Origin of the sequence: Citrobacter sp. Cpo100 (genome assembly GCF_030332595.1) — a bacterium.
Taxonomy (GTDB): domain Bacteria; phylum Pseudomonadota; class Gammaproteobacteria; order Enterobacterales; family Enterobacteriaceae; genus Citrobacter; species Citrobacter portucalensis.
Map to the genome: position 1 here is coordinate 1 of NZ_JAOWHM010000017.1, position 221 is coordinate 221.

General features: G+C 49.3%; 1 tRNA gene and 1 rRNA gene. Both read left to right on the forward strand.

Annotated elements, in window-relative coordinates:
- Positions 1 to 68: ribosomal RNA gene (locus OGX96_RS00740) — 16S ribosomal RNA — on the forward strand; the annotation flags it as partial.
- Positions 69 to 139: 71 nt separating this feature from the next.
- A tRNA-Ile gene (locus tag OGX96_RS00745) sits at positions 140 to 216 on the forward strand.
- The last annotated feature ends 5 nt before the right edge of the window (positions 217 to 221 follow it).

Below are 221 nucleotides of genomic sequence, written 5' to 3' on the forward strand. Positions count from 1 at the left end.
GATTCATGACTGGGGTGAAGTCGTAACAAGGTAACCGTAGGGGAACCTGCGGTTGGATCACCTCCTTACCTTAAAGAACCGACCTTTGCAGTGCTCACACAGATTGTCTGATGAAAATTAGCAGTAAGAAAATCTCTGCAGGCTTGTAGCTCAGGTGGTTAGAGCGCACCCCTGATAAGGGTGAGGTCGGTGGTTCAAGTCCACTCAGGCCTACCAAATTC